The sequence below is a fragment of the Pseudomonas sp. HR96 genome (genome assembly GCF_034059295.1).
Taxonomy (GTDB): domain Bacteria; phylum Pseudomonadota; class Gammaproteobacteria; order Pseudomonadales; family Pseudomonadaceae; genus Aquipseudomonas.
Map to the genome: position 1 here is coordinate 5108009 of NZ_CP139141.1, position 25599 is coordinate 5133607.

Genomic DNA, 25599 nt, shown 5'->3' on the forward strand with positions numbered 1-25599 from the left:
GCCGCAAGGCCAAGAGGTAATGCAATGAAATTACGTGGCGTGTATGCCATCACCGATGGCCAGCTGCTGGCCGGCAAATTCCTTGCCTATGTCAAGGCGGCGCTGGATGGCGGCATCACCCTGCTGCAGTACCGCGACAAGAGCAGCGACGAAGCGCGGCGCCTGCGTGAAGCCGACACCCTGATGAAACTGTGCGAACAGTACAAGACCCGTCTGATCATCAACGACGACCTCGAACTCGCCGCCCGCCTGGGCGTCGGCGTGCACCTGGGCCAGACCGACGGCCCGCTGACCCCGGCGCGGACCCTGCTCGGCCGCCAGGCCATCATCGGCTCGACCTGCCACGCCAGCATCGATCTGGCCAGGCAGGCGGCACAGGAAGGGGCCAGCTACGTGGCCTTCGGCGCCTTCTTCGCCTCGCGCACCAAGCCCGAAGCCGAATTGGCCTCCTTCGACACCCTGGCCACCGCCCGCCAGCAGATCAAACTGCCGATCTGCGCGATCGGCGGCATCACCCTCGACAACGCCGAATCGCTCATCGCCCAGGGGGCGGACCTGCTCGCAGTGGTCCACACCCTGTTCGGCGCCCCCGACACCCAGGAAGTCACTCGCCGCGCCAAGGCCCTGAACGCCTTGTTCGCCGCCGCCTGATGCCCTTCCCAGCCTTGGATTATTGATCATGTCGCGTTCCGAAGAACTGTTTGCCCAAGCCCAGCAACACATCCCCGGGGGGGTCAACTCGCCCGTCCGCGCCTTCAAGAGCGTGGGCGGTACCCCACTGTTCTTCAAGCACGCCGCTGGCGCCTATGTCACCGACGAAGACGACAAACGCTACGTCGACTATGTCGGCTCCTGGGGCCCGATGATTCTCGGCCACAGCCACCCCGAAGTGATCGACGCGGTCCGCCGCCAGCTGGAACACGGGCTGTCCTACGGCGCACCGACCGCCATGGAAACCGAGATGGCCGACCTGGTCTGCTCGCTGGTGCCGTCCATGGAGATGGTGCGCATGGTCAGCTCGGGCACCGAAGCCACCATGAGTGCGATTCGCCTGGCGCGTGGCTTTACCGGCCGCGACAGCATCATCAAGTTCGAAGGCTGCTACCACGGCCACTCCGACAGCCTGCTGGTCAAGGCCGGCTCCGGCGCCCTGACCCTCGGCGTGCCGAGCTCGCCCGGCGTACCGGCGGCGTTCGCCCAGCACACCCTGACCCTGCCGTTCAACGACCTGGCCGCAGTCGCGCAGATGCTCGAGGAAGTCGGCGAGGAAGTCGCGTGCATCATCGTTGAGCCGGTGGCCGGCAACATGAACTGCGTGCCGCCGGCACCCGGCTTCCTGCCTGGCCTGCGCAGCCTGTGCGACCAGCATGGCGTGGTACTGATTTTCGATGAAGTGATGACCGGTTTTCGCGTGGCCCTTGGCGGCGCCCAGGCCTACTACGACGTGGTGCCGGACCTCAGCACCTTCGGCAAGATCATCGGCGGCGGCATGCCGGTGGGCTGCTTCGGCGGCAAACGCGCGATCATGTCGCACATCGCCCCGCTAGGCCCTGTGTACCAGGCCGGCACCTTGTCGGGCAACCCGCTGGCCATGGCCGCCGGCCTGACCACCTTGAAGCTGATCAGCCGTCCGGGCTTCCACGACGAACTGACGGCCTTCACCACCCGCCTGCTCGACGGCCTGCAGGAGCGCGCCGATGCGGCCGGCATTCCGTTCGTGACCACCCAGGCCGGTGGCATGTTTGGCCTGTACTTCAGCGGCGCCGACGACATCGTCACCTTCGACGACGTCATGTCCAGTGACGCGGAGCGCTTCAAGCGTTTCTTCCACCTGATGCTCGAAGGCGGCGTGTACCTGGCGCCGAGCGCCTTCGAAGCGGGCTTCACCTCGATCGCCCACGGCGAAGCGGAGCTGAAGATTACCCTGGATGCGGCAGAGCGGGCGTTTGCAGCATTGAGGTAGGAACGTCTGGGCGCCTGCCCTGCAGGACCACGCTGGCTCGGGAAGGATGTTGCCCTTTCCCGAGCCAGCTCGCTCCTGCGGGGCTTGGCGCTCTCGTACCTGCGAATGCAAGAAAATGAGTAAAGACTTTGTAACCATGCCTCTGCTTATTTCATAATGCATCACCGCACCGTCTTTCAGCCGGCTCCCGCTTTGCGCAGAGGTAATTCGATCCCCATGAACCGCACCGGCCGCGCCCTTGCCTTGGGCTGCCTGTTGCTCCTTGAGCCACTGCTGGCATCGGCGGGAAGCAATTCGTTGCTGATCCCCTCGACGGGTCGTTGCACCCTCAATACCCCGCCGGAAAACCTCGCACAAGCCGTCGCCACCTGCCAGCAGGCGGCCAAGTCGGGCGACGCGCAGGCGCAATACGAGTTGGGGCAGTTCTACTATGACGGCAAGAGTACCCCCCGGGACCTCAACCAGGCCCTGGCGTACTTCGAGCAGGCCTCGCTGCAAGGCCAGGCTGACGCGCAATATCACCTGGGACTGATGTTCTTCAAGGGCGAAGGCGTACCGGCCAACAACGTCCAGGCGTATATCGTGCTGAAGATGGCAGCAGTCAATGGCGCCGAAGATGCACTGGACACCGCCGACCAGGTGTCGGCGCAGATGTCCCATCAAGACCTGGAGATGGCCACCCAGGTGCTCGGGCAGATCTTTCGCAAGTACCTGCTGGAGCTGCAGACCGCCGACGGCGGCCGCACCCCCTTCTCGCCCTTGCCCTGAAGCCTATTTGTCCGGCATCGGCATCGGGAACGGCATCACGTTGCTGACGCCGCGCGCCTCGCTGATCTTCGGAGTGCCCAGGCGCTCGACCTCGTCGATGCGCACGATCGAATGCATCGGCACGAAGCTGCGCACCACGCCCTCGAACTGCGCCTTGAGCTTCTCCTCGCTGGGATCGACGACCACCTGGGTGCGCTCACCAAAGACGAATTCCTCCACTTCGAGAAACCCCCACAGGTCGCTCTGGTAGATCTGCTTGGCGTACATCTCGAACACCTGCCCCTGGTTGAGGAAGATTACTTTGTAAATGGGAGCTTCGCGTTTGGTCATCTTGGGAGGGTAGTCGGTCGAGGTAGTGAAGAGGGGCGAAACTATAGCATAGCCGCCCGACAGACAAGGCTAGGAACCCGGGGGCCTCGCCCCTATAATGCGCGGTTCCGTGAATCACCCGATGACCCCGCATGGCCAAGAAGCTTTATATTGAAACCCACGGTTGCCAGATGAACGAGTACGACAGCTCGCGCATGGTCGACCTGCTGGGCGAACATCAAGCCCTGGAGGTCACGGCCCGCGCCGAAGACGCCGACGTGATCCTGCTCAACACCTGCTCCATTCGCGAGCGCGCGCAGGACCGGGTGTACTCCCAGCTGGGTCGCTGGCGCGAACTGAAGCTGGCCAATCCTGAAATGGTCATCGCCGTCGGCGGCTGCGTGGCCAGCCAGGAAGGCGCGGCGATTCGCGATCGCGCACCCTACGTGGACGTGGTGTTCGGCCCGCAGACCCTGCACCGCCTGCCGGAAATGATCGACGCCGCGCGCACCACCCGGCTGCCGCAGGTGGACATCTCGTTTCCCGAGATCGAGAAATTCGACCACCTGCCCGAGCCGCGCATCGACGGCCCGACCGCCTACGTGTCGGTGATGGAAGGCTGCAGCAAATACTGCACCTTCTGCGTGGTGCCCTACACCCGGGGCGAAGAGGTCAGCCGGCCGTTCAACGACGTCATGGCCGAGATCACCCACCTGGCCGACCACGGCGTGCGCGAAGTTACCCTGCTGGGGCAGAACGTCAACGGCTACCGTGGCACCACCGACAGCGACCACGTCGCCGACCTGGCTGAGCTGATTCGCGCGGTGGCCACGGTCGATGGCATCGAGCGCATCCGCTACACCACCTCGCACCCGCTGGAGTTTTCCGACAGCCTGATTCTGGCCCACGCCGAGGTGCCGCAGCTGGTCAAGCACCTGCACCTGCCGGTGCAGTCGGGCTCGGATCGCGTACTGGCGGCGATGAAACGCAACCACACCGTGCTCGAATACAAGTCACGCCTGCGCAAGCTCAAGGCGGCGGTGCCGGACATCTGCATCAGTTCGGACTTCATCGTCGGCTTCCCCGGCGAAACCGAGAAAGACTTCGAGCAGACCATGAAACTGGTGGCCGACGTCGGCTTCGACTTCTCCTACTCGTTCGTCTATAGCCAGCGCCCCGGCACCCCGGCGGCGGACCTTGGCGACGACACCCCCGAAGCCTTGAAAAAGCAGCGCCTGGATGCCTTGCAGCACCGCCTCAACCAGCAGGGCTTCGAGATCAGCCGACAGATGGTCGGCAGCACCCAGCGCATACTCGTCACTGACTATTCGCGCAAGGATCCGGGCCAGCTGCAGGGGCGCACCGAGAACAACCGCATCGTCAATTTCAGCACCGACAACCCCAAGCTGATCGGCCAGTTCGTCGACGTCTACATCGCCGAAGCGCGGCCGCATTCGCTGCGCGGAACGCTGGTGCAATAAACGGTAATTGTGCGCTGGTCGCTTAATCCCTTTCGCGACCCGCCTGCCGGGGTTATCCTTCAGTTCATCTTAATTGCCGTCGGGCGGCTATAAACGACCTTGAACGCACCCATAGAACCACATCATTTCATCCTCGAACCCTTCGAGGCCCGCCGCTTCGCCAACCTGTGCGGACAATTCGACGAGCACCTGCGCTTGATCGAACAGCGCATGGACATCGAGATCCGCAACCGCGGCAATCAATTCGAGCTCATCGGCGAACCGGCCCACACCCAATCCGCCGAGCAGCTGCTGCGTCGCCTGTACCGTGAGACCAAGGCCACCGAACTGTCGCCAGACATGGTGCACCTGTTTCTCCAGGAGTCGGCGGTCGAGGAATTGTCCAACCCGGCCTCCACCGAAGTGCCGGTAGCGCTGCGTACCCGCAAGGGCATGATTCGCCCGCGCGGCCTGAACCAGCAGCGCTACGTCAAGGAAATCCTCGGCAACGACATCAACTTCGGCATCGGCCCGGCCGGCACCGGCAAGACCTACCTGGCCGTCGCCTGCGCGGTGGATGCGCTGGAGCGCGAGCAGGTGCGACGCATCCTGCTGGTGCGTCCGGCGGTCGAAGCCGGCGAAAAGCTCGGCTTCCTGCCCGGCGACCTGGCGCAGAAGATCGACCCGTACCTGCGCCCGCTGTATGACGCGCTGTACGAGATGCTCGGCTTCGAGCACGTGGCCAAGCTGATCGAGCGACAGGTCATCGAGATCGCCCCGCTCGCCTACATGCGCGGACGCACGCTGAACAACAGCTTCATCATTCTCGACGAAAGCCAGAACACCACCGTCGAGCAGATGAAGATGTTCCTGACCCGTATCGGCTTCGGCTCCACCGCCGTGATCACCGGCGACATCACCCAGGTCGACCTGCCCAAGGGCACCAAGTCGGGCCTGGCGCATGTCATCGAAGTGCTCGACGGCGTACCGGGCATCAGCTTCACCCACTTCAAGCCCAAGGACGTGGTGCGCCACCCGCTGGTGCAGCGTATCGTCGAGGCCTACGAGCGCTTCGAGGCGCGCAAGCCGGCAGCGGCCGAGGGTCGACGCGGCGATGCTTGAACTGGACATACAACGGGCCAGCACGCTGGCTGGTCCGCAGGACAACGATTTTCGCACCTGGTGTGAATTGGCCTTGCGCCAGCGCAGCGCCGACTCGGAAATGACCATTCGCCTGGTCGACGAAGCCGAAGGCCGCGAGCTCAACCACACCTACCGTCACAAGGACTATGCCACCAACGTGCTGTCCTTTCCGGCCGACGTCCCTGACGATATGCTCGATATCCCGCTGCTGGGCGACCTGGTGATCTGCACCCAGGTGGTCGAGCGCGAGGCGCGCGAACAGGGCAAGCCGCTGGACGCGCATTGGGCGCATCTGGTCATTCACGGTTGTCTGCACTTGCTTGGCTACGATCACATCGACGACGACGAAGCCGAGGAAATGGAAGCACTGGAACGAACGTTGCTTGCCGAGTTGGGTCACAGGGACCCGTACGCCGACGACGAAACCGACTTTCCAACCACCGCCGTTCCAACGAAGAACGACACCAGGGATCACGAGTAAGGGACATGAGCGAAGATCGATCGAGCAACGGGCAAAAGTCCTGGCTGGGCAAGATTACCCAGGCTTTTGCCCATGAGCCGAAAAACCGCCAGGAGCTCCTCGAGCTGCTGCGCGAAGCCCATCAGAACAAGCTGCTGGACAGCGAAGCGCTGACCATCGTCGAAGGCGCCATCCAGGTCGCCGACCTGCAGGTGCGCGACATCATGGTGCCGCGCTCCCAGGTGGTGAGCATCCGCTCCACCCAGAGCCTGCGCGAGTTCCTCCCCGCCGTGATCGACTCCGCCCACTCGCGCTACCCTGTGCTGGGCGAGAACCACGACGACGTCATCGGCGTGCTGCTGGCCAAGGATCTGCTGCCACTGATCCTCAAGGACAACACCGACGACTTCGACATCAAGGACCTGCTGCGTCCGGCCACGTTCGTGCCCGAGTCCAAGCGCCTGAACGTGCTGCTGCGCGAATTTCGCGCCAACCATAACCACATGGCCATCGTCATCGACGAGTACGGCGGCGTGGCGGGCCTGGTGACCATCGAGGACGTGCTGGAACAGATCGTCGGCGACATCGAGGACGAGCACGACGTCGAGGAAGACAGCTACATCAAGCCGCTGCCCAGTGGCGACTTCCTGATCAAGGCGCTGACGCCGATCGAGAACTTCAACGAGTTCTTCGACAGCGAGTTCTCCGATGACGAATTCGACACCGTTGGCGGCCTGGTCATGAGTGCCTTCGGCCACCTGCCCAAGCGCAACGAGACCACCGAGATCGGCGCCTGGCGCTTTCGCATTCTCAACGCCGACAGCCGTCGGATACACTTGCTGCGCCTGACCCCCATCTCTCGCTGAAGCTTTGCACTAAGGATCACCATGCGCTGGATCACTCGCCCCGGCTGGCCCGGTAACCTGCTGGCCGTGGTCGCCGGCGCGTTGATCACCCCGGCCCTGGCGCCCTTCGACATCTGGCCACTGGCGTTGGTGGCCCTGCTGCTGATCTACCTGGGCCTGCGCGAGCTCGACCCGCGCCAGGCCTTCGCCCGTGGCTGGTGTTACGGCTTCGGCCTGTTCGGCGCCGGCACCAGCTGGATCTACGTCAGCATTCACACCTTCGGCGACGCCCCGGCGTGGCTGGCGGCCTCGTTGATGCTGGCCTTCACCGCAGCCGTGGCGCTGTTCTTCGCCCTGCCGACCTGGCTTTGGGCGCGCTGGCTGCGGCGCAGCGAAGCGCCCCTGGCCGACGCCCTGGCGTTCGCGGCGCTATGGTTTGCCCAGGAAATGTTCCGCGGCTGGTTCCTCACCGGTTTCCCCTGGCTGTACTCCGGCTACAGCCAGCTGGACGGGCCGCTGGCAGGCCTGGCACCGGTGGGCGGCATGTGGCTGATCTCCTTTACCCTGGCCTTGAGCGCCGCGCTGCTGTGCAATCTGCCGCGCCTGCGTCGCCACACGCCGAGCCTGGCAGCCGGCCTGGTGCTGCTGATCGGCCCCTGGGCCATCGGCCTGGCACTCAAGGGACACGCCTGGACCACGCCCGTGGCACCGCCGTTGAAAGTGGCTGCGATCCAGGGCGATGTCGCGCAGATGATGAAGTGGGACCCCAGTGCCGTGGATCAGCAGCTGGCGCTGTACCGCGACATGAGCTTCGCGGCGCCGCGCGCCGACCTGGTGATCTGGCCGGAGACCGCCATCCCGCTTTGGTTGGACACCGCCAAACCCTACCTGGCCATGATGAGCGGGTTTGCTGCCGGCCAGGATGCCGCGTTGATCACAGGGGTGCCGGTGCGCCGCGAGGTGGACGGCGTGCGCAGCTACTACAACGGCATCACCGTGGTCGGCAAAGGCAGCGGCACCTACCTCAAGCAGAAACTGGTGCCCTTCGGCGAATACGTGCCCTTGCAGGACCTGCTGCGCGGTGTCATCGACTTCTTCAACCTGCCCATGTCGGACTTCGCCCGCGGCCCGGCCGAGCAGAAATTGCTCGAGGCCAAAGGCTATGCCATCGCACCGTTCATCTGCTACGAAGTGGTCTATCCGGATTTCGCCGCCGGGCTCTCGGCGCAGAGCCAGCTGCTGCTGACCATCAGCAACGACACCTGGTTCGGCACCTCCATCGGCCCGCTGCAGCACTTGCAAATGGCCCGCATGCGCGCCCTCGAGGCCGGACGCTGGATGATCCGCGCGACCAACAACGGCGTCTCCGCGCTGATCGACCCGTTCGGCAAGATCACTGCGCAGATTCCCCAGTTCGCGCCGGGATTGCTGTACGGCGAGGTGGTGCCGATGCAGCAGCTCACCCCTTACCTGCGGTGGCGCTCCTGGCCGCTGGCGACTCTTAGCCTGCTGCTGCTGGGTTGGGCGCTGCTGGCCGCGCGCCGGGGCAAAGCCGCGTCACAACCCTCGCACTGAGGATCGATTGGCCCCTCCCCGTACGCCGAGGGAGGGGGCAAAGCCCGCCCGCGCTTGAGCCCCTTACCGATAGAACAACCGATACCCCACCGCCCCGATGGCCTCGTTGAGCAACCAGCCGTTCTGCCACTCGGCCTTGGGCTCCGGCAGCCAGCCGCCAAGCGGCCCGGCGCTCTGCCCGCCAAGGAACCCCATCGGGGCCGGGACCACGGTGAAACCGACCTGCTGGAAACTCCACACCGAGCGCGGCATGTGCCAGCCATGAGTCACCAGGACGATGCGCTTGATCCCTTCCTTGTCGAGCATGGCGGCGGTTCTGGTCGCGTTCTCCCAGGTGGTGCGGCTTTCGCCCTCCTGCCAGCGCGCGGTCACGCCGAAATCTTTCTCCAGCGACTCGGCCATCATCGCCGCCTCGCTGGGTGGCCGCCCGTAGTCCAGGCCGCCACTGATCAACACGGGCAGGCCTGAAGCCTTGGCCAGCCGGGCGGCATAGCGCAGGCGCTCGCTGGCCAGTGCCGAGGGCTGGTCGGTGCCGCCCCAGGCGGCGTCGTCACGCTCGCGGCCGGCGCCCAGCACCACGATCGCATCGGCCCGTTGCGCCAGGCTCGCCCACTGCTCCATCGGCAGCGGCGGCACGCTTTCCATGGCATGGGCCGCCGTACGCAGCACCACAGGCAAGCTCATCAGCCACAAGCCGCCCAGGCCCAGCGCCAGCAGGCAACCGGCCAGGCGCGGCCGAGCCCGGCGCAGCCACCACGCCAGCAGAACGAAAATGAAGAGGATACCGGGCGGTATCAAGAGTTGTTTAAAGACGTAACGCAGAAACATCGAGCATCCCCTCCCTGAAGATGCTCGAAGCGTAAGTGGAATGACGCCTGTCAACAATGCCTGGCCGTGTAAAACTCTGGTCGATCAACCTTTGCTGCGCACGGCCGGAGCGCGCGCCCGCTTCCTGGCGCGGACCTGCTCCAGCCATACCACCTTGGCCGAGGCCGCAGGCTCGGCCACTGCCGGAGCCACGGCGGCGAACGACGCACCGAGGCTGCGATGGCTGGCGTCGCTGCTCAGGTAGGCATTGATCAATTCATACTCGGCGCGGCTCAAGCCGCGCAGTTCCAGTTCGACAGGCACCTCGTCACGCAACCGCACAGCCGTGCGAGCGACGTCCAGGGCCAGCCCCAGGCGGTCGATCAGGCGTTCATAGACTTGCGGTGCAAAAGCCTCCAGCTGCGACTCAACCATCCGCTCCACCTCATTGACAATATTACGTTTCCCCAAGCATTAGCGTAGCGGGAAGCGTAAATCCGGCGAGGAACGTCGACCAACGGACCATCCGGCGCAATCAAGGTTTCCCTCGGTCGAGGGGGGTCATGTATGCTACGGCGTTTCATGATTGTCGCCGGATTACCGGCAGCCGGAGCGCCGGCCGCAGCTGATTCAGGCTGCCTGGACAAGGTCACCCATTTCTCAGCGCAAAGTAGCCATGCACGAACTCTATACGCCCCGCGAAATCGAAGCCGCCGCCCAGACTTTCTGGGACGAGCACAAGTCCTTTGAAGTCAGTGAGCAGCCCGGCAAGGAGACGTTCTACTGCCTGTCGATGTTCCCCTACCCGAGCGGCAAGCTGCACATGGGGCACGTGCGCAACTACACCATCGGCGACGTGATCGCCCGCTACCAGCGCATGCAGGGCAAGAATGTGCTGCAGCCCATGGGTTGGGACGCCTTCGGCATGCCGGCGGAAAACGCCGCCATGAAGAACAATGTCGCGCCGGCCAAGTGGACCTACGAAAACATCGCCTACATGAAGAGCCAGCTGCGCAGCCTGGGCCTGGCGGTGGACTGGTCGCGCGAAGTCACCACCTGCAAGCCGGACTACTACCGCTGGGAACAATGGCTGTTCACTCGCCTGTTCGAAAAAGGCGTGATCTACCGCAAGAATGGCACCGTCAACTGGGACCCGGTGGACCAGACCGTACTGGCCAACGAGCAGGTGATCGACGGCCGCGGCTGGCGTTCGGGCGCGGTGATCGAGAAGCGCGAAATCCCGATGTACTACTTCAAGATCACCGCCTACGCCGATGAGCTGCTGACCAGCCTCGACGACCTGCCGGGTTGGCCCGAGCAGGTCAAGACCATGCAGCGCAACTGGATCGGCAAGTCCAAGGGCATGGAAGTACGTTTCCCCTACGACGTCGCCTCGATCGGCGAAGCCGGTGCGCTGAAAGTCTTCACCACCCGCCCCGACACCCTGATGGGCGCCACCTACGTCGCCGTCGCCGCCGAGCATCCACTGGCCAGCCTGGCCGCTCAGAGCGATGCCGCGCTGCAGGCCTTCATCAATGAATGCAAGAGCGGCAGCGTCGCCGAAGCCGATGTCGCCACGCAAGAAAAGAAAGGCATGCCGACCGCGCTGTTCGTCGAGCACCCGCTGACCGGCGAACGCCTGCCGGTGTGGGTCGCCAACTACGTGCTGATGCACTACGGCGACGGCGCCGTGATGGCGGTGCCGGCCCATGACGAACGCGATTTCGAATTCGCCAGCAAGTACAACCTGCCGATCAAGCCGGTGGTGCGTACCAGCGTCGGCGACCTGACCCCAGCACCCTGGATGGCGGCCTATGGCGAGCACGGCACGCTGATCAACTCCGGCGACTTCGACGGCCTGGATTTCGACGGCGCCTTCGACGCCATCGAAGTCGCGCTCATCAAGAAAGAGCTCGGCCAGTCGCGCACCCAGTTCCGCCTGCGCGACTGGGGCATCAGCCGCCAGCGCTACTGGGGCTGCCCGATCCCTATCGTGCACTGCGACGCCTGCGGCGACGTGCCGGTACCTGAAGACCAGCTTCCCGTGGTGTTGCCCGAAGACGTCGTGCCCGACGGCGCCGGCTCGCCGCTGGCGCGCATGCCCGAGTTCTACCAGTGCAGCTGCCCACGTTGCGGCGCACCGGCCAAGCGTGAAACCGACACCATGGACACCTTCGTCGAGTCGTCCTGGTATTACGCCCGCTACGCCTCGCCGCACTACGAGGGCGGCATGGTCGACCCGAAAGCCGCCAACCACTGGCTGCCGGTCGACCAGTACATCGGCGGCATCGAACACGCCATCCTGCATCTGCTTTACGCGCGCTTCTTCCACAAGCTGATGCGCGACGAGGGCCTGGTCACCTCCAACGAGCCCTTCAAGAACCTGCTGACCCAGGGCATGGTCATCGCCGACACCTACTACCGTCTCGAAGCCAATGGCAGCAAGACCTGGTACAACCCGGCCGACGTCACCCTGGAGCGCGACGCCAAGGCCAAGGTGATCGGCGCCACCCTGACCGCCGACGGCCTGCCGGTGGAAATCGGCGGCACCGAGAAAATGGCCAAGTCGAAGAACAACGGAGTAGACCCGCAGTCGATGATCGACCAGTTCGGTGCCGACACCTGCCGCCTGTTCATGATGTTCGCCTCGCCGCCAGACATGAGCGCCGAGTGGTCCGATGCCGGCGTCGAAGGCTCGCACCGTTTTCTCAAGCGCGTCTGGCGCCTGGCCCAGGCCCATGTCGCCCAGGGCCTGCCGGCCCCGCTGGACACCGGCAGCCTGAACGACGAGCAGAAAGCCGTGCGCCGCGCCATTCACCTGGCCATCCGCCAGGCCGGCCAGGATGTGGGGCAGCACCACAAATTCAACACCGCCATCGCCCAGGTGATGACCTTGATGAACGTGCTGGAAAAAGCCGCACAGGCCAGCGACAGCGATCGCGCCCTGCTGCACGAAGGCCTGCAGACCGTCGCCCTGCTGCTGGCGCCAATTACTCCGCACATCTGCCATGAGCTGTGGAAGGCGCTCGGCCATGCCGATGCCATCATCGATGCGCAATGGCCAGTGGCCGACGAGTCGGCCCTGGTCCAGGACACCCTGCAGCTGGTGATTCAGGTCAACGGCAAGCTGCGCGGGCAGATCGACATGCCGGCCAGCGCCACTCGCGAGGAAGTCGAGGCGGCAGCCCGGGTCAACGAGAACGTGCTGCGCTTCATCGACGGCCTGACCATTCGCAAGGTCATCGTGGTGCCGGGCAAGTTGGTGAACATTGTCGCCAGTTGAACATGGCGTTGCGGCTGCAGGTTTGCCTGCGGCCTTCCAAAGATTGGCGCTAAAGAATTTCCAGGAGCTACAAGCATGATCAAACGCAACCTGCTGGTAATGGGCCTCGCCGTGCTGCTGAGCGCCTGCGGTTTCCAGTTGCGCGGAACGGGCAGCAACACGCTGGCCATCAAGGAACTGAACGTCAGTGCCCGCGACGCCTACGGTGAAACCGTCAAGCTGCTGAAGTCGACGCTGCAAAGCGGCGGAGTCAAGGTTGACGATACCGCCCCCTACAAGCTGGTGCTGACCAGTGAGAAGGAAGATCAACGCACCGCCAGCTACAGCGGCTCGGCGCGCTCGGTGGATATCGAGCTGAGCACCGTCGTCACCTATGAACTGCGCGGCGCCACGCCCGACCCGCTGCTGTCGGACAAGGTTGAAGTCGAGAAGGACTTCACCCATGACGGCAACAACCTGGCAGGTTCGGACTCCGAGTCCACCGAGATCCGCCGCGAGATGCGCCGCGAACTGGTGCAGCGCCTGATCCTGCGTCTGCAACAGCTGACGCCGGCACGCCTGGCCGAGCTGCAGGCGCAATCGGATGCCCGCGCCAAGGCCGCTGCCGACGCCGAGGACGCCGCCAAGCGCGCCATGGACGCGACGCCGCAGCAATCGCCGATCGACATCCCGACCAAGTGATGCCGCGGGTTCAGCCATGAAACTGGCACCGGCCGGGCTCGGCAAGCACCTGCAAGGCCCGCTGGCCCCGGTCTATGTGGTCAGCGGCGACGATCCCCTGCTGTGCCAGGAGGCGGCCGACGCCATTCGCGCCGCCGCCCGGCAGCAAGGCTTCGACGAACGCCAGGTGTTCAGCGCCGACGCCAATTTCGACTGGGGCACCCTGTTGCAGGCCGGTGCCAGCCTCTCGCTGTTCGCCGAGCGGCGCCTGCTGGAGCTGCGTCTGCCCTCGGGCAAGCCGGGGGACAAGGGCGCCGCCGCGCTGATGGAATATGCCGGGCGCCCGGCCGAAGACACCCTGCTGCTGATCAGCCTGCCCAAGCTGGACGGCAGCGCGCAGAAGACCAAATGGGGCAAGGCGCTGATCGAAGGCGCCCACACCCAGTTCATCCAGATCTGGCCGGTGGATGCTGGCCAGTTGCCGCAGTGGATCCGCCAGCGCCTGGCCCAGGCCGGGCTGGCGGCCCAGCCCGATGCGGTGGAACTGATCGCCGCACGGGTGGAGGGCAACCTGCTGGCGGCGGCCCAGGAGATCGAAAAGCTCAAGCTGCTCGCCGACGGTAATCAGATCACCCTGGAGACGGTACAAGCGGCAGTGGCCGACAGCGCTCGTTTTGACGTGTTCGGTTTGGTCGATGCCGTGCTCAACGGCGAGCCGGCACATGCCTTGCGCATGCTCGAAGGGCTGCGCGGCGAAGGCGTCGAGCCGCCGGTGATCCTCTGGGCGCTGGCTCGCGAGCTGCGCCTGCTGGCCAGCCTGTCGCAGCAGTACAGCCAGGGCGTGCCGTTGGATAAAGCCTTCAGCCAGGCCCGGCCGCCGGTCTGGGACAAGCGCAAGCCGCTGATGAGCAAGGCCCTGCAACGCCACTCCGCGCAGCGCTGGAGCCAGCTGCTGCAGGATGCCCAGCACATCGATGCACAGATCAAGGGCCAGGCGCCGGGGTCGGTGTGGGTCAGCCTGTCACGGTTGTCGATGCTGATGGCGGGTATGCGCCTGGCATTGCCTGCGCAATAGCGTCTGTAGCACAGCGTCTGAATGGCCAGCATTGCACCCATGCACCACAGGCGTATGATCGCCGCCGTTGACACGGAGGCAGAGCCCATGAGCAAGAAACCCATGAAGCGCCCCAACAAGGCCAAATCCATCGTTGCCCAGCCGCTGTTCCGCAGCCGCCAGGAACGCCCCGCCAAGGGCAAGGGCAGTTACCGCCGCGAAGCCCTCCCATCCAACGATGGGGAGGCTTTTTACTTTGTGGCCGCCTGAACCCTTCGTCGTGCAGGCATGATAAGGTCGTCACCTGACCTGAAATACTCGGACCCCTGCATGTCTCCTTGTCGTCATCCCCGCTGGCAGTTTCGCCAGTTCATCGCCGCCACCAGCTTCATTCTGTTAGTCGCCTGCGCTGAAAAACCCACTGCTGCCTCAGCCGTGCAGCTGCCTGTCGCACCCGCCGCGCCTGCCGCCCAGGCCGCCCCGCCAGCCGCACCTGCGCCGGCCGACGCCGCCGTGGTACCGACGCAGTCGTTCGAAGACTGGGAAGCCGGGTTCCGCGTACAGGCCCTGCAGGCCGGCATCACTGCCCAGACCTTCGACCGTGCCTTCAGCGGCGTGACCGCCGACCCCAGCGTGGTCACTGCCGACCGCAGCCAGCCGGAGTTCTCCCGGCCAGTGTGGGAATACCTCGAAGGCGCCATTTCCCCGGTGCGCGTGCGCAAGGGCCAGGCCTTGCTGGCACAGAACGCCGAGCTGCTGACCCGCATCGAGGCGCGCTATGGCGTCGACCGCCAGGCCCTGATCGCGGTGTGGGGCATGGAGAGCAGCTTCGGCCAGTTCCAGGGCGACAAATCGGTGATCCGGTCGCTGGCTACCCTGGCCTATGAAGGGCGGCGGCCGGACTTCGCCCAGAGCCAGCTGATCGCCGCCCTGCAGATCCTGCAAAACGGCGACATCCAGCCCGAGCGCATGCTCGGCTCCTGGGCCGGGGCCATGGGCCAGACCCAGTTCATCCCCACCACCTATGCGACCCACGCCGTGGACTTCGACGGCGATGGCCGCCGCGACATCTGGAACAGCAGTGCCGACGCCCTCGCCTCCACCGCCTACTACCTGCAAAGCTCGGGCTGGCAGCGTGGGCAGCCCTGGGGCTTCGAGGTGCAGCTGGCGCCTGGGTTCGACTACAACCTGGCCGATGGCGCCATCCGCAAGCCGGTCAGCGAGTGGATGCAGCTGGGCCTGACCCTGCCGGTGGGCACGCAGATGCCGGCGGGCGCGGAAAACCTCTCGGCCGCCCTGCTGCTGCCGGCAGGCTATCGCGGCCCGGCCTTTCTGGTGCTGGACAACTTCCGCGCGGTACTCAAGTACAACAACTCGTCGTCCTATGCGCTGGCGGTCAGCCTGCTGGCGCAGAAACTGTACGGCGGTGGCGGCATCATCGGCGGCTGGCCCAAGGACGACCTGCCGCTCAGCCGCAGCGAGCGTATGGAGCTGCAGAACCTGCTCAGCGCCCATGGCTACGACGCCGGCACTCCGGACGGCATCATTGGCGCCAACACTCGCAAGGCCATCCGCCTGGCGCAGCAGCGCTACGGCGAGCCAGCTGATGGCTATCCGACGCACATGCTGTTGGAGAGCCTGCGCGCCCGCTGAGGCGTCGCGTACATCTATCTAGCACCGCCGAGCCCACCGGCTCGGCAATGCTCTGGACGTTGGTGGCAGGCCTTTCGCGCGCCGCCCTTGTCGAGATGCATGCATGTCCCATATCCCCTACTTCGCCGCCGTCAAGCTGATTCGCCGCTTCACTGCCCAGATTACCCAGGCCGCCGAAAATCAGCGCTTGAGCGAGGGAGAAAACCTGCTGCTGAGTGCCATTGTGGCGCAACGCGAGATTCCCTCGAACCTGCTGATTCATGTGCACAGCAACCCCTTGTTGCCCGGCCTGACCAGCCTGGCGATCACCCACACCGACAGCACACGTCCTGCCGCATACCTGTGTTGCCCCTTGCAGGGCATCCGCCCGTTCGACGACTTCGCCGCCCTGAAAACCCATGCTGAACAGCTCGGCACACAATTCTCCCTGCCCAGGCGCGGTACCACCTGGAGGGCGCTGGAGGGGGAGGTGTTCGGCCACTGGTCACAGGCCTTGGTTGACCAGCAGACCGACGCCCTGAGCCAGCTCAACCTTGACCTGGCCAAGCTGCCGCGGTTGGCCGAGCGCGTCGAGACCCAGCTCGCCGGCGAACTGCTCAAGGCTTTCCCGACGAGCACGGTGGCCCAACTCAAGGCTCATCAACTGCACGTCATCAATACCGGCGACAGCAAGGTAGAACGCGTACAAAGCCTGATCGAAGCCTGCCTCGAGGACCTCGCCGGACAGTCCCAGGGGGCTACCCAGGCGCGGCGTTATCTTGCGCTGGACGGCAAAGCGGCCGACGCCACAGACGTCAAACGCTATCAACAGGCCTTGACGGCCGCCGGTACGACGGCCAAAACCGCCATGGCCAAGGCTATGACCGCGCACTGGCTGGAGCACGCCGGAACCGGCGGCTTCAATCGCCGCCAGCAGATCGCCCTGCACATGGCCGACGGCTTCGCCCGGGCGGTTCTCAGAGGCCTGGAGGACGGCAGCCTGGAGCCAGCCCAGGCACAAGCCCTGGCCAGCCTGCTGTCCGAGGCGCCCAGCGCCCAGATGAGCGCCTTTACCCTGGGTTGCAAGGACACTGGCAGCCTGCTGACGGGCGTGCCGCTGGCCGGCATGCTGCTGTTGCGCAGCAAGTCCGCGACGAGCCCTCTGATGTTTCTCTTCACTCCCGCCTCCGGTCTGGTGACCCTGCATAGCTGGGCGGTCCTGGAAAAATTCGTTCACGACCTTACCCGCGGCGCCGAGCGCCCCGAACACGTATCCCTGAGCAACTGGGCCAGCGTGCAAACCTTCGGCGCGGTCCATGTCGAACAATACCAGGCGCTGGATGCACCCTTCCTTGCCCTGGCCGATACGCTGATCAAGGTCCAACAGGATAACCTCACCTTCAGGCTCGGCGACCATGGGCCTCAGGTCAGCACCCTGTTGGCCGAGGTTGACGACGCGCTGGACCTGCGCGGTCTGCTCGACCCACGCCTGCGCGCACTCGACGGCCACGGCCGTTGGCTGGAGCAAGGCGAACGGGAGTTGCCTCCAGGTCTGCCGGTGGCCCCCAGCCGTGCCGGCCACCCTGCGGGCTGGCGAGTCCAGATCGGCGCCCTGGTGCAGCGCCTGTACGCCTTGCACACCAGCCAGCCTACCGTCGCTGACTGCGTACGCAGACGTCTGGCGCCGATCATGGCGGTGCTCTGCGAAGGCCAGCTGCAGCCCGGTGATATCTACCTCAGGCATGCCAATGGCACCCCGGATCCGGCCATCCGCCTGACCGACTGGTTCATCGATCGGTGTTCCACCTGGAGCGTCGAGCCCTTGCGCGAAGACGACCACCTGCTGGACCGCGATGGCAAGGTGCTGCCCTGGCCCAGCATCGCCTGGGTCAACCGCCTGATCACCGATCACCTGGAGGACTTTGCCAAGTTCTATACCGGGCAGATGGAAGACCGCTGCCGCGACTGGGTACGGTTGGCCAAAGGCAGCGTGCACTTCCCCTGGGAAATGCGTGCCCTGCGCGAAGCGTCCCTGCGCGTCGAGCACGCCTTGGAAGTCTACGCCGGCGAGACCAACGCCGACTTGCTCGAATTGCTGCTCAATGCCCTGGACTACCCCAGCGCGGCTCTGCGCGCCGGCCTGCCTGGCGAAACGGCCGATATCCATGGGATGTGTCTGATAGTGGACACCGGCAAGCCTGTGCGGCTGAGCAATTGCCTCGCCTTGCACCAGCATGACCAGCGCGACGGCAAGGTTCTGGTCTGGGTCTGTTACGAGAGCTTTTTTGTGTTCACTCTGCTGGACACGCTGCGCACCGGTTTCAGCCGCTCGATCAGCAATGAACAGGAGCGCGAAACCTGGCTCAGCCTGCTGGCGCCACGCCAGCGCCTGGAGGCACGGTTGCGCCTGGACACCCCGGGGGCAAGCGGCAGCTTGTACCTTGCTGCAGTCACCGGCGACTTCATCGCCGAACAATGCCAGCGCGAAGCCGAACGGCGTCGGGCGGTCATCGGCTTCAGCCGTGATGCAGTGGCACTGTCCGGCTTTCCCCATGAGCTGTATCAGCGCTACCTGGACAATGAAGCGCGGGTCGATCTGCTGCTCGCGCTGCTGGACCGCGCGCAGTTGAACGCTCAGAACCTTGAATTCACCGACCGGTTACCCGAATGGCTGCGCAACGCCAGCGGCGCGCAGCTGGAAAAGTTGAGCCTGCTGTTACAGCGCTGCGTAGCCGTTACCGGACCACAGAACGACTACCTGTTCGATATCTCCGGTCTGTACGATTTCTCTCGGTCACTGCTCAGTTCGAAATTGATGGCTGACTACCCGGACGGCCCGAACGATCCGGACAAGATCATCCTGACCTTGACCCGCTATGTGGTGAGCCCAGGCGCAGTGGGCATGGTGCCTTCCTCGATAGCCGCCGCCAGCTTCGTCGAAACCCGCACCCTGACCCAGGCTGCACTCGACCACATGGTCACCCTGCAATCGGCCACCCTCAGGGTAAGCCTGCGCGATGCGCCCGCAGGCGTGGAACCCCCAACCGCCGAAGCCGTGCGCGCGATCATCCATCAGCTCGACGTGGCCGGCCAATACCGCAGCTTGCTGGCCGTTGCCTTCAACCCCACCGGTAAGGATTACGCCAGGCGCCGCACCCTTTTCTGTGAAAGCTTCAGTGTGCAGATGCAGGTAGATGCCCTGCAGCAACGGCTGATGAACAACTTCACCGACACTGCGGTGGCCTATGTCAACGCGCTGATGCAAATGCCCGACGCACTGGCGCGCCCCGCTGTCGAAGGCCAGGCCATCGGCATCTGTCAGCTCAAGCTGCGCGCCGATCCCAAGCTTGAGCCAGACCCGGTGCTGGGCATACACATCATCGGCCCGGACGACCGCAAGGCTGGGCCCGTACTCTTGTTCGTAGCCTATGACACCTCCGCTGCGCTGACCGAGCATGATGACGAGGCGGCGCTGTTGGCTCATCTACAGAAGGACACGGCGCTGCAGCGCTTGATCGTCGAACGGGTGCCCCGTGACGTAAAAGATCGCTACAACCACAACGGCCTGCTGCACCCTCACCTGTTGTGGTACACCGAAGACATGTTCGACGTGAATCCAGAGCCCGCCCCCGCGACGCTGGTGCGCGACCAGGATGCTGGCAACGCGCTGCATCACCTGTTCGCCGACAACCTGAAGTTGCTCATGCACCTCGCCGAAGCACGCACCGTGACGACGGCCGAAGCCGACTGGAAGGCCTTTTGCCAGCTCATGAGCCTGGGCCTGGAACAGGGGGCTCAGTTTCTACCTCTCAAACTCAGCGTGCTGGTGGACACCTGGCAGGCCGAAACCTTGTTCGAAGATGCCGCCAAGGCCGCATCGCACAGCAGCTGGGGCCAGGCATTGGCCGAGTTCGTTGCCGGCCTGGCGACCTTGGCCAGCGGCCGCAGCTCGCCCCATGGCGATGAGCCGCGGGGGTTCAGGGAAACGCAGGCGGCGGTTGCGCCCGTGATCGAGTCGGGCAGCGGTGAATCGCTGACCGAAGTACCCGACGAGCCCATGCCCATCGACAGTGAAGTACTCGCGGGTGATGAGCTGCTGCAAACACCCGAGCAAAACGGGCCCGCCGCGACGTCCTCCGCCAGTGGCTGGGCCCCGGACCCGTTGCCGGCCAACCTTCAGGACCGACTCCTGCAAATGGTCGCGCAGGATATACAGCTCAGTGACCTGCGCAAGGACCCGGCCCTGCACCTGTACCGGGACGCCAAGACCGGCGCCTACTATGCGCCAGTGCAAGGCCGAGTGTTCGAAGTCCGGCAGACGGACGATGCCTGGACGATCTACCACAACGATGAGCGCGGCCCGCAAATCCAGAGGGTCCAGGACCAGTGGCAGATCAGCCCTCCCAGCCGCCTGCTCGGCGGTGGCGCGGCAGTCAGCTACGCGTACCATTCACGCGATACCGAAGCCGATGCCCGCATTCATTTCGTCACCGAAGCTTCCGGCATGGCGCGGATCAGACGGCGCTTCGCCGGGCGCTACTACATGATCCAGACGGCCCACGGCCAAGCCATGAGGTATTTGCGCCAGACCCTGGACAACCTCAACACGACACAGCCGAGCGCGCCCCTGGCGCCGGCCGTGGAAAGCGTGCTGCAGGAGGTCCTGGGGACTGCGTCGACACCGCCGCTGTTGGCCGCTCTGCGAACCAAGTGCATCGACCTGTTCGACGAACTGCTCCAGCCCTCCCTGGACCCGCGCACTTCATCGCGCTATGTCATCGGTCACAATCTATTGGGCTATGAACTCACCTCGGCCTTCACTTACCCCTCCGACCCGCAGCAACGCATCTTCTTCACCGAAGCGTTCTTCAATCTGCGCACTGAAGTGCAACTGCACGCCTTGCCCAACGTCCCCAAGGCGCAGCTGCTGGCACATCAGCAGGCGGTGACCCTGATCCACGAGCTCAGCCATACTCGCCTCGGCGCGGTTGACCTGGCTTACGTGGAGGCGTCGGTGCCGTTTCTGGACCTGATCGACCAGCAGTCGGCAATGTCCAAAGGGTTCGTACGAGCGGTGCAGCGAGCGCGGGCGACGGAGCTGTCGGCACTGACGCCGTCGGCCTATCTGTTCCGCGCTGAGGAGAAAGGCGTGTTCAGGGACTACGAGAGCAGCGATGGACGGCAGAAGAAGACCGTGCTTGCCATCACGGGAGCCAAGACCCTGGCCGATGCCAGAGTGGTGTTCTGGAACGACCCTGACAAGCGGGCCCGAGTCATCCTGGCCAATGCCGATTCCATGGCGTTGATCGTCAGCTTGCTCGGCCGTGGCCGCCTCCCACCTGCGGCAGGGGCCACCGGTGGCTAACGCACCACCGCTTGCAGCAGCCTGAGTTGCTGGGTGCTGGCATCGAGACTGACGCTGGCACCCAGCGGCAAGGTCAGGTTGGGGTCGCAGTGCCCACTGCGCCACCCGGCCAATACCGGTATGCCCAGCGGCGCGAAGGTTTCGCGCAGCAGCGGCAGACTGTGCTCGACACTGATGCCGGCAAAGTCGCCCACCACCACGCCGCGCACCTGGGCCAATTTGCCGGCCAGGCGCAGCTGCGTCAGCAGCCGGTCGATCCGGTACAGCGGCTCGTTGACGTCCTCGATGAACAGGATGATGTCTTCGGCGTTCAACGCCCAGGGCGTACCGAGCGTGGCGCAGAGGATGGCCAGGTTGCCGCCCATCAGACGGCCTTCGGCGACGCCATGGCAGACGGTGGTCAGTGGGTGAGCGGCTGGGTGCTCGAGGCAGTCCCCCTCGCCCCGTTCGCCGCGCAGCAATTGCCACAACGCACCTTCGGTCGGCGCCTGTTTGCCTTCGAGCAGATCGGATTTGAACAATGGCCCGTGAAAGGTGAGAAAGCCGGCGTAACGGGCGATGGCCACGTGCAGGGCGGTAATGTCGCTGTAGCCAACGAAGGGCTTGGGGTGCTGGCGCAGCAGATCGAAATCCAGCGTATCCAGCAGGCGAGGCGTACCGTAGCCGCCGCGCACACAGAAGATGGCGTCGATTTCAGGGTCGGCAAAGGCATCGTGCAGGTCTTGTCGGCGGGCCTGGTCGCTACCGGCCAGATAGCCCCGCTTCATGTACACCGTGGGGTAGATGCGCAGCCCATAGCCACGCTCCTCGACCCAGGCGGTCGCCGCGCCCACGTCCAATGTGGCCGGCCCGGCCGGCGCGATCAACCCGATCAGGCCGCCATCGGGCAGCCGAGGGGGTAAGTCCATCGATTCCTCCACCGAATGCGTGCGCGCAGCCCCTTCCAGACCCCGTCAGAGCTTGATCCTGGCTTCGTGGGCCTGCTGATCGGCATGGTACGAGGAGCGCACCAGCGGCCCTGAGGCAACGTTCTTGAAGCCCATCTTGTAACCCTCCTCGGCGAACCAGGCGAAGGTGTCCGGATGCACGAAACGCTGCACCGGCAAATGACTGCGCGAGGGCTGCAGGTACTGGCCGAGGGTCAGCATGTCGATGTTGTGCTCGCGCATGCGCTGCATCACCTCGATAACCTCCTCGTCGGTTTCGCCCAGGCCCAGCATCAGTCCGGACTTGGTCGGCACGTGGGGCACCAGTTCCTTGAATTTCTGCAGCAGGGTCAGCGACCACTGGTAGTCCGAGCCCGGACGAGCCGCCTTGTACAGGCGTGGCACGGTTTCCAGGTTGTGGTTGAACACATCCGGCGGCTCGGCGGCGGTGATGGCCAGGGCCACGTCCATGCGCCCGCGGTAGTCCGGCACCAGGGTCTCCAGCTGCACGCCCGGCGACAGCTTGCGGATCTCGCGGATGCAGTCGGCGAAGTGCTGGGCACCGCCATCGCGCAGGTCGTCGCGGTCCACCGAGGTGATCACCACGTACTTGAGGCGCAGGTCGGCAATGGCCACGGCCAGGTTCATCGGCTCGTCGGCGTCGAGGGCTTTCGGACGGCCGTGGCCAACGTCGCAGAACGGGCAGCGACGGGTGCAGATGTCACCCATGATCATGAAGGTGGCGGTACCACCCGAGAAGCATTCGCCCAGGTTCGGGCAGGAGGCCTCTTCACACACGCTGTGCAGCTTGTGCTTGCGCAGCAGCTGCTTGATACGGTCGACTTCCGGCGAGACCGGAATGCGCACGCGAATCCAGTCCGGCTTCTTCGGCAGCTCGGTGGTGGGGATGATCTTCACCGGGATGCGCGCGACCTTTTCGGCACCACGCAGCTTGACGCCCGCCTCGACCTTGTGCGGACGAGGGGCGGCGGTACGGTCGGCAAGGTCCAGCGTCGGTATCAGGGTTTGCACAGCGTCTGTGGCAGTAGTCATATCAGTCTATTCCGCCCGTAAGGGTCGTCTGCTCAGCGTAGTCGAGGTGCTTGACGAGCTGCGCGCGCAGCCGGGCACTGACCTCGGCAAATTCGATCTGGCTTGCATGATCGCACATCTGGGTCATGGCCAGGCCGGCGTATCCGCAAGGGTTGATTCGGTTGAACGGTTGCATGTCCATGTCGACGTTCAGCGCCAGGCCGTGAAACGAGCAGCCACGGCGAATGCGCAGGCCCAGCGAGGCGATCTTCGCACCATCGACATATACACCGGGCGCATCGGCTTTGGCCGCCGCAGTGATGCCGTAGCTGGCCAGCAGCGCGATCAGCGTGAGCTCCATGCGCGAGACCAGCTCACGCACGCCGAAGCCCAGACGCTTGACGTCCAGCAGCAGGTATACCACCAGCTGGCCGGGGCCATGATAAGTCACCTGGCCACCACGGTCGACCTGCACCACCGGGATATCTCCCGGCAGCAACAGGTGCTCGGCCTTGCCGGCCTGGCCCTGGGTGAACACAGCGGGATGCTGCACCAGCCACACTTCGTCGGGCACATCCGGCCCACGGCCATCGGTGAAACGCTGCATGGCACGCCACACCGGCTCGTAGGGCTGGCTGCCCAGCTCGCGAAAGCCCAGTTGTTGCAAGCCTGCGGCGCCGGGCATCACAACACCATGTGCACGAAGCCGGTGGCGCGCAGCTCGCTGTTGATGTCGTAGAGCTGGTCCTGGCCGGTGGCCACGATGTGCAACTGGATCGTGGTGTATTTGCCGTTGCTGCTTTGTCGCTCGACCGAAATGTCGTGGTTGATCGTCGCGTGCTTGCTGACGATCTCCAGAACCTTGTCTTTAACGCCCACACCGGTATCGGCGATGATCTTGATCGGATAGTCGGTGTTGGGGAATTCGATTTTCGGTGCTTTTACTTCGGTGTCTGTCATGGCAGTGACGGCCTCGTAAGCCGTGAAGACGGACAAGCCCCCCGGCCGTCGATGACGAGCGGGGGGCCAGCAGTTCACGATATCAGTTGAACAAGCCGTAGAAGAATAGACGAATGCTATCCCACACGCGGCGCAAGATACCACCTTCGTTGACCGCTTCCAGCGCGATCAGGTCGGCGGTCTGAACGACCTTGTCGCCGTTCTTCACTTCAACCTTGCCGATGACCTGGCCCTGGGCGATCGGGGCGGTCAGCTGCGGGTTGACGGTCATGGTCGCTGCCAGGTTTTTCAGCTGGCCGCGCGGCAGGGTCATGGTCAGGTCATCGGCAAGGCCGGCCTTGACCTGGTGGGTGTCGCCTTTCCAGACGGCGGCCTGGGTCAGCTCCTGGCCCTTTTGATAGAAGGTCTGGGTTTCGAAGAAGCGGAAACCGTAGGTCAGCAGTTTCTGGGTTTCGGCGGCGCGGGCCGCTTCGCTGTTGGTGCCGAACACCACGGCGATCAGGCGCATGCCGTCACGCACGGCCGAAGACACCATGCAGTAGCCGGCTTCGTCGGTGTGGCCGGTCTTCAGACCGTCGACAGTCTTGTCGCGCCACAGCAGCAGGTTGCGGTTAGGCTGCTTGATGCCGTTCCAGAAGAACTCCTTCTGCGAGTAGATCGCGTAGTGCGCGGGGTCTTCGTGGATGATCGCGCGCGCCAGGATACCCATGTCGTGGGCAGTGGAGTAGTGATCGGGGTTCGGCAGGCCGGTAGGGTTCATGAAGTGCGAGTTCTTCATGCCCAGGGTTTCGGCGGTCTTGTTCATCATGTCGGCGAAGGCGTCTTCGCTGCCGGCGATGTGCTCGGACAGGGCCACGGTGGCGTCGTTGCCGGACTGGATGATGATGCCGTGCAGCAGGTCGCTGACGGTGACCTGCGAGCCGACCTTGATGAACATCCGCGAGCCGCCGGTGCGCCAGGCGTTCTCACTGACGGTCACCGGGTCGTTCTCGCCGATCTGGCCGCGACGGATTTCCAGGGTGGCGATGTACGCCGACATCAGCTTGGTCAGGCTGGCCGGTGGCAGGCGCTGGTCGCCGTTCTCTTCGACCAGCACTTGCCCGCTGGACGCTTCCATCAGCACCCAGGCCTTGGCGGCGAGTTGAGGGGCGGCCGGTGTCATCTGCTCCGCCGCCCAGGCGGCAGGCGCGATCAACAACGGTACTAGCAGGCATAGGCGTTTGGCGAAGGTGGTGATGTTCATCCGTCTCTCGAAATTGCTGATGGGCATTGCCGTCTAGGGCAAAACTTGTTTCGGGCCTCGCGACCCGGCTCACATTTCCGCTGGGTCAGCAGCGGTGGCGGCTGGTTGCGCCAG

General features: G+C 64.6%; 22 protein-coding genes. 14 read left to right on the forward strand and 8 right to left on the reverse strand.

The genetic code is table 11. From position 1 onward, the window contains the following. The first annotated feature begins 24 nt into the window (after nucleotides 1–24). The 3 genes from thiE to SFA35_RS22935 all read left to right on the forward strand — a co-directional run bounded on the left by thiE (nucleotide 25) and on the right by SFA35_RS22935 (nucleotide 2731). The gene (gene thiE, locus SFA35_RS22925) at nucleotides 25–651 is read left to right on the forward strand and encodes a thiamine phosphate synthase (protein ID WP_320572994.1); all 627 of its coding nucleotides are present in this window, start codon (nucleotides 25–27) and stop codon (nucleotides 649–651) included. 28 nt (nucleotides 652–679) lie between these two features. After that, complete coding sequence (gene hemL, locus SFA35_RS22930; protein ID WP_320572996.1) at nucleotides 680–1963, forward strand: glutamate-1-semialdehyde 2,1-aminomutase; 1284 nt, start codon at nucleotides 680–682, stop codon at nucleotides 1961–1963. Between the two features lie 216 nt (nucleotides 1964–2179). Continuing rightward, nucleotides 2180–2731 carry a tetratricopeptide repeat protein gene (locus SFA35_RS22935; RefSeq protein WP_320572998.1) on the forward strand — a complete coding sequence of 184 codons (552 nt, stop codon included), beginning with the start codon at nucleotides 2180–2182 and terminating at the stop codon, nucleotides 2729–2731. A 3-nt stretch (nucleotides 2732–2734) separates the two neighbouring features. Here the strand turns inward: SFA35_RS22935 and SFA35_RS22940 are convergent, their stop codons facing one another. Next, on the reverse strand, nucleotides 2735–3061 hold the full coding sequence (locus SFA35_RS22940; protein WP_044465235.1) for a DUF1820 family protein: 327 nt from the start codon (nucleotides 3059–3061) through the stop codon (nucleotides 2735–2737). Nucleotides 3062–3192: 131 nt separating this feature from the next. Between SFA35_RS22940 and miaB the strand changes: the two genes are divergently transcribed. The 5 genes from miaB to lnt all read left to right on the forward strand — a co-directional run bounded on the left by miaB (nucleotide 3193) and on the right by lnt (nucleotide 8523). Beyond that, nucleotides 3193–4521, forward strand: a complete 1329-nt coding sequence (gene miaB, locus SFA35_RS22945) for a tRNA (N6-isopentenyl adenosine(37)-C2)-methylthiotransferase MiaB (protein WP_320573005.1) — start codon at nucleotides 3193–3195, stop codon at nucleotides 4519–4521. A 99-nt stretch (nucleotides 4522–4620) separates the two neighbouring features. Beyond that, nucleotides 4621–5622 carry a PhoH family protein gene (locus tag SFA35_RS22950; protein ID WP_320573006.1) on the forward strand — a complete coding sequence of 334 codons (1002 nt, stop codon included), beginning with the start codon at nucleotides 4621–4623 and terminating at the stop codon, nucleotides 5620–5622. After that, entirely contained in the window at nucleotides 5615–6124 is a 510-nt protein-coding gene (gene ybeY / locus SFA35_RS22955; protein WP_320573007.1) for an rRNA maturation RNase YbeY, read from the forward strand. Before SFA35_RS22950 ends, ybeY begins: the two co-directional genes overlap by 8 nt. 5 nt (nucleotides 6125–6129) lie before the next feature. Continuing rightward, on the forward strand, nucleotides 6130–6969 hold the full coding sequence (locus SFA35_RS22960; RefSeq protein WP_320573008.1) for an HlyC/CorC family transporter: 840 nt from the start codon (nucleotides 6130–6132) through the stop codon (nucleotides 6967–6969). Nucleotides 6970–6990: 21 nt separating this feature from the next. Further along, nucleotides 6991–8523: an apolipoprotein N-acyltransferase gene (lnt, locus tag SFA35_RS22965; protein ID WP_320573009.1), complete on the forward strand. Its 1533-nt coding sequence runs from the start codon at nucleotides 6991–6993 to the stop codon at nucleotides 8521–8523. Nucleotides 8524–8586: 63 nt separating this feature from the next. On the opposite strand, the gene SFA35_RS22970 is transcribed toward lnt, so the two are convergent. Both SFA35_RS22970 and SFA35_RS22975 read right to left on the reverse strand, forming a co-directional pair. Then, nucleotides 8587–9351: a YdcF family protein gene (locus SFA35_RS22970; protein WP_320573010.1), complete on the reverse strand. Its 765-nt coding sequence runs from the start codon at nucleotides 9349–9351 to the stop codon at nucleotides 8587–8589. An 84-nt stretch (nucleotides 9352–9435) separates the two neighbouring features. Further along, nucleotides 9436–9765 (reverse strand): hypothetical protein, encoded by a 330-nt coding sequence (locus SFA35_RS22975; protein WP_320573011.1) that lies wholly within the window; start codon nucleotides 9763–9765, stop codon nucleotides 9436–9438. 241 nt (nucleotides 9766–10006) lie between these two features. Here SFA35_RS22975 and leuS point away from each other — a divergent pair, with 241 nt between their 5' ends. From leuS to SFA35_RS23005, 6 genes are all read left to right on the forward strand, one after another. Then, entirely contained in the window at nucleotides 10007–12613 is a 2607-nt protein-coding gene (leuS, locus tag SFA35_RS22980) for a leucine--tRNA ligase (RefSeq protein ID WP_320573012.1), read from the forward strand. Between the two features lie 75 nt (nucleotides 12614–12688). Then, complete coding sequence (gene lptE, locus SFA35_RS22985; RefSeq protein WP_320573013.1) at nucleotides 12689–13294, forward strand: LPS assembly lipoprotein LptE; 606 nt, start codon at nucleotides 12689–12691, stop codon at nucleotides 13292–13294. A gap of 16 nt (nucleotides 13295–13310) precedes the next feature. Continuing rightward, nucleotides 13311–14348 (forward strand): DNA polymerase III subunit delta, encoded by a 1038-nt coding sequence (holA, locus tag SFA35_RS22990; RefSeq protein WP_320573014.1) that lies wholly within the window; start codon nucleotides 13311–13313, stop codon nucleotides 14346–14348. 87 nt (nucleotides 14349–14435) lie between these two features. Beyond that, nucleotides 14436–14597 carry an alternative ribosome rescue factor ArfA gene (gene arfA / locus SFA35_RS22995; RefSeq protein ID WP_320573016.1) on the forward strand — a complete coding sequence of 54 codons (162 nt, stop codon included), beginning with the start codon at nucleotides 14436–14438 and terminating at the stop codon, nucleotides 14595–14597. 60 nt (nucleotides 14598–14657) lie between these two features. Continuing rightward, on the forward strand, nucleotides 14658–15980 hold the full coding sequence (locus tag SFA35_RS23000) for a lytic murein transglycosylase (RefSeq protein WP_320573018.1): 1323 nt from the start codon (nucleotides 14658–14660) through the stop codon (nucleotides 15978–15980). Nucleotides 15981–16083: 103 nt separating this feature from the next. Continuing rightward, on the forward strand, nucleotides 16084–21324 hold the full coding sequence (locus tag SFA35_RS23005; RefSeq protein ID WP_320573020.1) for a hypothetical protein: 5241 nt from the start codon (nucleotides 16084–16086) through the stop codon (nucleotides 21322–21324). Here the strand turns inward: SFA35_RS23005 and SFA35_RS23010 are convergent. From SFA35_RS23010 to SFA35_RS23030, 5 genes are all read right to left on the reverse strand, one after another. Continuing rightward, complete coding sequence (locus tag SFA35_RS23010) at nucleotides 21321–22232, reverse strand: LD-carboxypeptidase (protein WP_320573022.1); 912 nt, start codon at nucleotides 22230–22232, stop codon at nucleotides 21321–21323. The genes SFA35_RS23005 and SFA35_RS23010 overlap by 4 nt on opposite strands. Before the next feature lie 45 nt (nucleotides 22233–22277). After that, on the reverse strand, nucleotides 22278–23303 hold the full coding sequence (gene lipA / locus SFA35_RS23015; RefSeq protein ID WP_320573024.1) for a lipoyl synthase: 1026 nt from the start codon (nucleotides 23301–23303) through the stop codon (nucleotides 22278–22280). 1 nt (nucleotide 23304) lies between these two features. Beyond that, nucleotides 23305–23967 (reverse strand): lipoyl(octanoyl) transferase LipB, encoded by a 663-nt coding sequence (lipB, locus tag SFA35_RS23020; protein WP_320573026.1) that lies wholly within the window; start codon nucleotides 23965–23967, stop codon nucleotides 23305–23307. After that, nucleotides 23967–24242, reverse strand: coding sequence for a DUF493 domain-containing protein (locus tag SFA35_RS23025; protein WP_320573028.1), 276 nt, complete (start codon nucleotides 24240–24242; stop codon nucleotides 23967–23969). The genes lipB and SFA35_RS23025 overlap by 1 nt, the downstream gene beginning before the upstream one ends. Before the next feature lie 82 nt (nucleotides 24243–24324). Next, nucleotides 24325–25485, reverse strand: coding sequence for a D-alanyl-D-alanine carboxypeptidase family protein (locus SFA35_RS23030; protein ID WP_320573031.1), 1161 nt, complete (start codon nucleotides 25483–25485; stop codon nucleotides 24325–24327). Nucleotides 25486–25599 lie beyond the last annotated feature (114 nt).

Coding starts and splice junctions, on each gene's coding strand:
- thiE (WP_320572994.1), top strand. CDS start 25: ATGAAATTACGTGGCGTGTATGCCATCACCGATGGCCAGCTGCTGGCC.
- hemL (WP_320572996.1), top strand. CDS start 680: ATGTCGCGTTCCGAAGAACTGTTTGCCCAAGCCCAGCAACACATCCCC.
- SFA35_RS22935 (WP_320572998.1), top strand. CDS start 2,180: ATGAACCGCACCGGCCGCGCCCTTGCCTTGGGCTGCCTGTTGCTCCTT.
- SFA35_RS22940 (WP_044465235.1), bottom strand. CDS start 3,061: ATGACCAAACGCGAAGCTCCCATTTACAAAGTAATCTTCCTCAACCAG.
- miaB (WP_320573005.1), top strand. CDS start 3,193: ATGGCCAAGAAGCTTTATATTGAAACCCACGGTTGCCAGATGAACGAG.
- ybeY (WP_320573007.1), top strand. CDS start 5,615: ATGCTTGAACTGGACATACAACGGGCCAGCACGCTGGCTGGTCCGCAG.
- SFA35_RS22960 (WP_320573008.1), top strand. CDS start 6,130: ATGAGCGAAGATCGATCGAGCAACGGGCAAAAGTCCTGGCTGGGCAAG.
- lnt (WP_320573009.1), top strand. CDS start 6,991: ATGCGCTGGATCACTCGCCCCGGCTGGCCCGGTAACCTGCTGGCCGTG.
- SFA35_RS22970 (WP_320573010.1), bottom strand. CDS start 9,351: ATGTTTCTGCGTTACGTCTTTAAACAACTCTTGATACCGCCCGGTATC.
- SFA35_RS22975 (WP_320573011.1), bottom strand. CDS start 9,765: ATGGTTGAGTCGCAGCTGGAGGCTTTTGCACCGCAAGTCTATGAACGC.
- leuS (WP_320573012.1), top strand. CDS start 10,007: ATGCACGAACTCTATACGCCCCGCGAAATCGAAGCCGCCGCCCAGACT.
- lptE (WP_320573013.1), top strand. CDS start 12,689: ATGATCAAACGCAACCTGCTGGTAATGGGCCTCGCCGTGCTGCTGAGC.
- holA (WP_320573014.1), top strand. CDS start 13,311: ATGAAACTGGCACCGGCCGGGCTCGGCAAGCACCTGCAAGGCCCGCTG.
- arfA (WP_320573016.1), top strand. CDS start 14,436: ATGAGCAAGAAACCCATGAAGCGCCCCAACAAGGCCAAATCCATCGTT.
- SFA35_RS23000 (WP_320573018.1), top strand. CDS start 14,658: ATGTCTCCTTGTCGTCATCCCCGCTGGCAGTTTCGCCAGTTCATCGCC.
- SFA35_RS23005 (WP_320573020.1), top strand. CDS start 16,084: ATGTCCCATATCCCCTACTTCGCCGCCGTCAAGCTGATTCGCCGCTTC.
- SFA35_RS23010 (WP_320573022.1), bottom strand. CDS start 22,232: ATGGACTTACCCCCTCGGCTGCCCGATGGCGGCCTGATCGGGTTGATC.
- lipA (WP_320573024.1), bottom strand. CDS start 23,303: ATGACTACTGCCACAGACGCTGTGCAAACCCTGATACCGACGCTGGAC.
- lipB (WP_320573026.1), bottom strand. CDS start 23,967: ATGCCCGGCGCCGCAGGCTTGCAACAACTGGGCTTTCGCGAGCTGGGC.
- SFA35_RS23025 (WP_320573028.1), bottom strand. CDS start 24,242: ATGACAGACACCGAAGTAAAAGCACCGAAAATCGAATTCCCCAACACC.
- SFA35_RS23030 (WP_320573031.1), bottom strand. CDS start 25,485: ATGAACATCACCACCTTCGCCAAACGCCTATGCCTGCTAGTACCGTTG.